We start from the raw sequence: 7,040 nt of genomic DNA on the forward strand, positions 1-7,040 counted from the left end.
CGTTGTCTGTTCAGTTGTAACCACATTTTCGCGGAATAAAATAACCCCGCCGAGATGATAGTCTTTCACAAGTTGCTCAATTTCAGGAAGCATTTCCGTTACATTTTCACCGTCCCAGTTTCTAAAGTCCGGCATGAGCATCTGACCGATCTTTTCCTCGATCGTCATGTTTGCGATGGCTTCATCAACGAGGTTGTAACGCTCTCCTTTTTGTTTCACGATCTTCGCTTCCGATGCCGGTTTGCCTTTCTCCCCTTTTTTAGGCGCAGGTTTCACTTGCACGGCAATGCGATCGGAAAATTCACCGTTCGTCAGTTTGATAAACGTTTTACCGTTCTTACCCGTCAATGTTACATTTCCGTCTTTATCTACCGATGCTACCTTCCTATTGGAAGAACTCCAGTCCAAGCCTTCCGACACTAGCGTGAAGTGTCCATCTTTATAGACATTCAATGCCTTAAGTCCGATTTCCTCACCGGCATTCGCAACTTCCACTTGCGGTGCATTCTGATAGATGATCAAGTCTTTCAGCGGATTTTCAGCCTTCACATTATTCATCGGCAGTCCCGAGATGATCAACGCAAGTACGAGAACAGATAAAGAAAAGATCTTGTACGCATGTTTCATGTGTGTCTTCCCCCTTATAATTAATAACTGCGTTCTGTCCATCCTCTAAAATGGGTTTTAAGTTTATCACCATTCCCCACTTTCAATTTAATATCTTTCACATACCAGCCGCGGTAATTAACGGATGCATCTGTATCGTAATTGAACCGGATGTATTTCGTACCTGCCGGGATTGATGCTTCCTCTTCTGACCAGTCTTCACTGCTTCCGGTAAAAGCATTTCCGGCTGCTGTCCATGTTTCCCCGTCAACTGATGTTTCTACATGTCCGAAATCAGAATCCTTTTCAATTCGGTACCAAGTAGTAAAGGATAAACGGGCATCCTCCTCTACATTCACTTCTGCTGTTAAACTCCGGTTCAGTTGATCGCCGTAGCCTGCAAACCAAGCTTTCTCTTTCTTGTGCCCCTGTATGTCTACCGGGATCGAATCTGCAACCAGCCGGGCAAATGGGCGTCTGACCGTGTTAGTCGAAACAGTACTTCGTGATGGATGGACACGGTTTGTCAGAAGAATGGCAATCGTGTCATTCTCCTGATTCACGACGATCGAGGTTCCTGTGTATCCTGTGTGACCGAGGGAATTCTCATCCGCTAAACCATCCATGAACCATCCCTGGTTCAGTTCCCAGCCAAGTCCATGGTCATCACCCGGGAATTCCGGAATTTGATTTTCAGAAAGCATTTGGATCGTTTCAGGTTTCAGTATCCGCTTGCCTCCGTAACGCCCTTCTTTCACAAACATGTGAGCAAATTTCGCCAGGTCTTCCGCAGTGGAGAATACACCTGCATGGCCAGCTACGCCGTCCAGTGACCAGGCATTTTCATCATGCACTTCGCCCCAAACGAGTCCCCGCCCGATTGCAGGCTGATATTCAGTCGCAGCAATCCTTTCTTTCATGGAAGCCGGCGGATTGTACATCGTATCTTCCATCCCGAGGGGTTCAGTTATATTTTCTTTCACAAATTCATCGAGACGCTGTCCTGATAATCTTTCGATAATGGCACCTAATGTTATCATGTTTAAATCGCTGTATGTATAGGCGGTGCCGGGTTCATTCGCAAGCGGATGATTAAACACAATCTGCATTCTGTCCTCTCTATCCTTCCCTTTATTATAAAGAGGAATCCATGCTGTGAATCCGGATGTGTGCGTCATCAGCTGCCGGATTGTGACATCTTCTTTACCGTTCGCAGCAAACTCAGGGATATACTCTGCAACCGGGTCGTCCAGTTCGAATGCGCCGTCCTCATAAAGGAACATCGCTGCTGTTGTAGTGAAGATCTTGCTGATGGAGGCGAGATCGAAAATCGTATCCTTTTCCATCGCGATCGGAGAGTCCGTTTCAGTGAAGTCACCATCCGTGTAACGGTACGCATCCCCGTAAGCATCATGTTTCACGATATGACCGCTTCTCGCTACAAGCGCAACGGCCCCCGGCATGACACCCTCGGTAATCTTCTCTTCCATCAATGGATCAATCATATCCAAAGTGGACTGCCTCATACCTGCTCCCCGTGCAGAACCGGGATGAAGGACAGGTGATGAAGGTGCCGGGTTCCCCCATGTAAAGGCAGGATGTGTCCGTACATTTTTCATTTCTGATGCTTCCCTGCCATTTTCCCCACCGTGAGCGAATACTGCGGGACTAAATAATGAGGTACACATCAAAACGGTTAATGCGATTGAAACTGGTTTCTTTTTCATCAATCTTTCCCTCCTTTTAGTTAAAATGTAAGGGTTTCCAATTACTCTACTACTCTAGTTTATGGAATTAAAAGTATAGATGTCTATACCACTTAAGTCCTGTTAATGTTTAGAATGCTGTGTTTAGGTATGACATATGAATCATTTTGAATATTTTGATTATTTTTGTCATGCAAGAGGGAAGTTCAGGAGGGCTGTTAGTTGAATAGTAGAGGAAGGAAAGTCTGTACGAAAATTCTTGATATACTGAGTGAAGCTTGATGCATACTTTATTTCTGCTATCGTTGATCATAAAACGTGAGGATCGGTTTATACAATAAAATAAGGAGAAAGGACCGCTTCACTAATTGAGCGGTCCTTCTCCTATGCTCCTACTCTACTCCATTGTCTTTTTCATCCGAAGAATCATATTAAAAATCACTCCGGTACTAAATGTGAGAATAATCAAGATGAGGATACTGGCAACGGGGGCAAGCCCTCTGCTTTCTTCAAAACCGTCTAATATCCCTGAATAGATCCCCGCCATAATGGCTGTGAGAATGATACTGCTCGTCCGCATACGGAATTCCCCCTAATTATTACTGACTTACTATCATAAAAAAGCGATAGCAAATGCTGCACTCCAGCTGCCTGCCAGAAAAATGAGACTCGAAAAAAAGTAGAGACTCATATCGTGCGAACCAGCTGCTTCGTACTGATGTTTATAAGCATTGTTCGTTATGAATTTTGCAGTGGTGCCTTCCGCATTCTTATTCGCTCGATTCGTAATGTTGGTAATCCAGCCCAAACCGAAGAAACAAAGGCTTGTTACAAATATAGTATCAATGAACATCCAGTTTCCAAGCGTACTTATAAGATAAGATCCGCTTACCATTAGTAGAAGTAGAATGAATATAACCGTTCCTTTAAGATATTTGGGATGGATGCGTTTTTGCAAAGATTTACTAATGAAGTCAATTGCAAAAGCCGCAAGCGTCAATAGGATTAACAGTACGATTGTAAAAACGATATTTATGTAATAGTTCATTCTTTCCTCCCTTACTCTTCAGTTTCACAGATAGGCTGTTCAACTCTCTTCTACGTACTATTATTGAAAAAGGTTTCAAACCACCCGAAAATATTTTCCACAAATTTCAAAACTTTCCCCCAACAGCGTTCGTCAAATTGGTAGAATGGAAAGGACGAAAGCGGGTGATTTTTTGCAGAAAAATCAGAACGGAGCCTTTCCTGACACATCAAAGGACCTCATTCTTGAGAAAGCAATGAGAGAGTATGGCAACGATATTTATTACATAGTGTATTCTTACGTAAAAGATCACTGCCTGGCTGAAGACCTGACGCAGGAAGTGTTTGTGAAATTTTATAAAAAAATGGATACCTTTCGGGAGGAATCTTCCCTTAAGACTTGGATCGTAAGGATGGCGATCAATCACTGCAAGGATTATTTGAGACGGTGGGATACCCGGATGATTTCCTTCACAAATACCATCAATGAGGTAGTGAAAGGGAAATTCGGCACGCCTGAGCAAGCTCTCATCCAAGAAGAAACCAACAGCGAACTCATACAGAAATTATTATCACTTCCAGTGAAATATCGGGAAATCATCTTCCTGTTTTATTTTGAAGAAATGAAGCTGGCCGAAATAGCAGATTGCATGGATCTGAACATCAACACAGTCAAGACACGTTTATCAAAAGGCCGGAAATTGCTGGGTGCTGCATACCAGGACAGTGAGGTGTATAACAATGGATGAATTGAGACGTCTTCGTGGCCTGATGAAGGAAAAAACGTTCAAGAATCACGGATTTTCCGAAGAAATGAGAAAGAATATTCTTGATGAAATACATACGGGAAAGAGGAGATCTTTCCATTGGAGGAAGCCCGCTGTTCAAACGGTTATGTCAGCTGTATTCGTGCTTGCCTGCCTTACCTTTTTTGTCTATTTAGGAGGCAGCCAAAGCGGACTGTTCAAAGACTGGAATAATACTACCCAGGCTGATTTTCATCAGTTGGAACTTACAGTAGAAGAAAATGATGACAAGAAGTGGAGTGAGGAAATCAAATTGCCTACAGTAGCTCCTTTTGAAGTGGTCGATCGAACCTATAAAAGTACTCACGAAGACGGATTCGACAACTTATCCATTAAACTGATCGGCCCCGAGAAGCAAACATTGACTATTAAAATGATGATTGGCCTTGAATCTGGCAGTCCAGAGATATATGAAGCCGCAAAGATCGGTGACCTCACCGGCAGTTATCGCGAAAACCGGGAATGGAGAACAAGCAACCTTACCTGGTTTAATGATGGCATCTTTTACTCCATGAACTACAATCCACGTAAATCCGATGTCATTCTGAGAAAGGAAGAAATGGTCAAGGTTGCGGAGTCCTTTGAGGACTGAACGTGAAAAATGATTATGTCCTTTGACATAATCATTTTTTATTTTATTGATAGTTTGTTTTAAGATATCGATTGTTTTTATCATAATATACCTTTTTGGTGTATTGTCCACTCGTATCTTTGTAATTATAAATATTGTAATAAGCGGTTCGGGTGATTCCTTCATATTCCCATGATAAACTGCCGAATCCACCTGGCGGCCCCTCTATGCTCCATGTAGAATCCCCGGCAGCGAAAGAAGAATTCACCCCGGCGGCAGCTGCCGCCGCCAAAATCAAACCCAGTGCCAATACACATTTCAACCCATTCTTCACTGTGTTTCCCATATTACTCCTCCACCCGCTTCTCATTTTCACATATAGTAATACTCTAATAGCATACTTCCATTTATTGTATTTTTCAACAGGAGTTTCATGCATTTTAGAAATTTACCGGGTTGTTTGTCATGGGAACTTGGTTGTTATTGGAGATTTGACTAAAGCATAAAGTTTTTTATTTTCAACTTTTGACCATTTATTATAATTTTACGTGTTTTATTTTCATCTTGTTCCCTGCAGTCTGCAGGTCTCATTTTTCACCCATAAAAAAAGACTGGTATTTAATCAGCCAGCCTTTCATCATTAACCTTTTTCTCCTGCCTGCCGCTCCCGATCAACCGCTCCCGCATTTCCTCATTCTCCACAAACAAGTGAACCACCAATACCTGCTCTTTAATATCTTGATTGGAATGGAGTACGGTTTCGAATGAAGTCTTAATGATTCTCCCTTCAATCCTACAGTTGTCTTCGCTTTCATTGGTGAATTTAATGAGCGTTCCAGCTTCCTTCATTTTAAGCAGGGGAGAGATATCTTCAAATGCCTGTCTATGAAAAATTTCAGAGGATCCCTCTACACAAAAATGAACATTCATTTCCCCACTCTCCTTTTCTGAGAACTATTCTTAAGCATATTTTACCCGGCACAGTGCAAGCCAAAACATGTTAAAAGCCCCCATTCGTATTTCCAGTGAAGGCAGCATGAAATCTGAAAAATCCGCGATTTACTTTTCGTAATTTTCCTTATTTTCTAATATACTCATGATATACTCTTTTTAAAGGAGAGATGAAGATGACAACGACAACTTATCCAATCTTTGAAACGGAACGCCTTATCTTGAGGCAGATCACAAATGAAGACGTCAATTTTTTATTTGAACACTACACTTCCAAAGAAGTCCTGCAGTATTTCGGCATGAGCCCAATCTCTTCTAAAGAAGTGGCCGAGAAAATGGTTGATAACTTCGAAAAACAGTTCGAAGTCGGCGGTCCGATGCGCTGGGCGGTCGTGGATAAAAACACGGATAAGATGATGGGGACGTGCGGATTTCATGGGATTGCGAAATCCTATAAACGATGCGAAATCGGGTATGATCTTCACCCGGATTACTGGGGGAACGGAATTATGGGCGAAGCGTTAAAGCCGCTCATTACATATCTTTTTATAGAGAGGGAAATGAATCGCATCGGAGCGGTCATTGTACCGAATAATCAAGCTTCATCAAGAGTCGTGGAAAAGCTCGGTTTCCGCCGCGAAGGATTGCTTCGTGAATACATTCTGCAGGAAGACACTATGTATGACGCTTATATGTATAGTTTGTTAAAGAAAGAATGGCTGGATTAGTTATGAGATATACCTAAATAGGTAATAATGGTCAGTGCAGATAGAAAAGGAGGCTGGATGAATGGTTCAGCAAATGTTTCATCAATTCCTGCGCTGGCCTTTATTAGTGCGGATTTTTCTTATAGCCATAAGTCTGATGACCATATTTGGCATACTCATACACTTTATCGAACCGGATACATTCCCTTCCTATTTTGATGGGATTTGGTGGGCAGTGATCACGATGTCGACTGTCGGGTATGGAGACTTTGTTCCTGTTTCAACCGAGGGCAGGATATTCGGAGTAGTGCTCATTCTTGTGGGTGCAGGTTTCCTATCTACCTATTTCATCACACTGGCTACTAATACAGTCATGTCGCAAAATGCTTATATAGAAGGAAAAGCAACGTTCAAAGGGAAGGATCATGTGGTGATCATCGGTTGGAATGAACGTGCAAGGGAAATCATCTCACAGTTGAGTTCACTTCATTTCCGCGGGCAGATCGTCCTCATTGACGAAACACTCCAACAGAATCCTTACCGCAATCATCATATCCATTTTATCAAAGGAACACCATTTAAGGATAAAGTGCTTCAGAAAGCAAGTATGCACGAAGCCTCGATCGCCATCATAACAGCGGATCAGAATCGCAATGAAGTGGAAGCC

The 7,040-nt window shown here is 42.5% G+C and carries 10 protein-coding genes; 4 read left to right on the forward strand and 6 right to left on the reverse strand.

The window, feature by feature from the left end:
• From HP456_RS17520 to HP456_RS17535, 4 genes are all read right to left on the reverse strand, one after another.
• Positions 1-627: immunoglobulin-like domain-containing protein (locus HP456_RS17520; protein WP_281358078.1), on the reverse strand; the 627-nt coding region annotated here is incomplete at its 3' end.
• A 20-nt stretch (positions 628-647) separates the two neighbouring features.
• Positions 648-2,333: a serine hydrolase domain-containing protein gene (locus HP456_RS17525; protein ID WP_172253495.1), complete on the reverse strand. Its 1,686-nt coding sequence runs from the start codon at positions 2,331-2,333 to the stop codon at positions 648-650.
• Between the two features lie 376 nt (positions 2,334-2,709).
• On the reverse strand, positions 2,710-2,892 hold the full coding sequence (locus tag HP456_RS17530; RefSeq protein ID WP_172253497.1) for a hypothetical protein: 183 nt from the start codon (positions 2,890-2,892) through the stop codon (positions 2,710-2,712).
• A 33-nt stretch (positions 2,893-2,925) separates the two neighbouring features.
• A complete protein-coding gene (locus HP456_RS17535; RefSeq protein WP_172253499.1) occupies positions 2,926-3,360 on the reverse strand; it encodes a hypothetical protein in 435 nt (144 codons plus the stop codon).
• A gap of 172 nt (positions 3,361-3,532) precedes the next feature.
• Between HP456_RS17535 and HP456_RS17540 the strand changes: the two genes are divergently transcribed.
• Complete coding sequence (locus HP456_RS17540) at positions 3,533-4,087, forward strand: sigma-70 family RNA polymerase sigma factor (protein WP_172253501.1); 555 nt, start codon at positions 3,533-3,535, stop codon at positions 4,085-4,087.
• The gene (locus HP456_RS17545; protein WP_172253503.1) at positions 4,080-4,736 is read left to right on the forward strand and encodes a hypothetical protein; all 657 of its coding nucleotides are present in this window, start codon (positions 4,080-4,082) and stop codon (positions 4,734-4,736) included. Before HP456_RS17540 ends, HP456_RS17545 begins: the two co-directional genes overlap by 8 nt.
• Positions 4,737-4,779: 43 nt before the next feature.
• Here the strand turns inward: HP456_RS17545 and HP456_RS17550 are convergent, their stop codons facing one another.
• Together HP456_RS17550 and HP456_RS17555 are read right to left on the reverse strand one after the other, a co-directional pair.
• Positions 4,780-5,061, reverse strand: a complete 282-nt coding sequence (locus tag HP456_RS17550) for a hypothetical protein (RefSeq protein WP_172253505.1) — start codon at positions 5,059-5,061, stop codon at positions 4,780-4,782.
• Positions 5,062-5,333: 272 nt separating this feature from the next.
• On the reverse strand, positions 5,334-5,645 hold the full coding sequence (locus HP456_RS17555; protein WP_172253507.1) for a hypothetical protein: 312 nt from the start codon (positions 5,643-5,645) through the stop codon (positions 5,334-5,336).
• A 197-nt stretch (positions 5,646-5,842) separates the two neighbouring features.
• Here HP456_RS17555 and HP456_RS17560 point away from each other — a divergent pair, with 197 nt between their 5' ends.
• Together HP456_RS17560 and HP456_RS17565 are read left to right on the forward strand one after the other, a co-directional pair.
• Positions 5,843-6,394, forward strand: coding sequence for a GNAT family N-acetyltransferase (locus HP456_RS17560; protein ID WP_172253509.1), 552 nt, complete (start codon positions 5,843-5,845; stop codon positions 6,392-6,394).
• Between the two features lie 61 nt (positions 6,395-6,455).
• A partial coding sequence (locus HP456_RS17565) for a potassium channel family protein (protein ID WP_172253511.1) occupies positions 6,456-7,040 on the forward strand: 585 nt, incomplete at its 3' end.

The sequence above is a fragment of the Bacillus haikouensis genome, assembly GCF_013179555.1.
Lineage (GTDB): Bacteria > Bacillota > Bacilli > Bacillales > Bacillaceae_B > Rossellomorea > Rossellomorea haikouensis_A.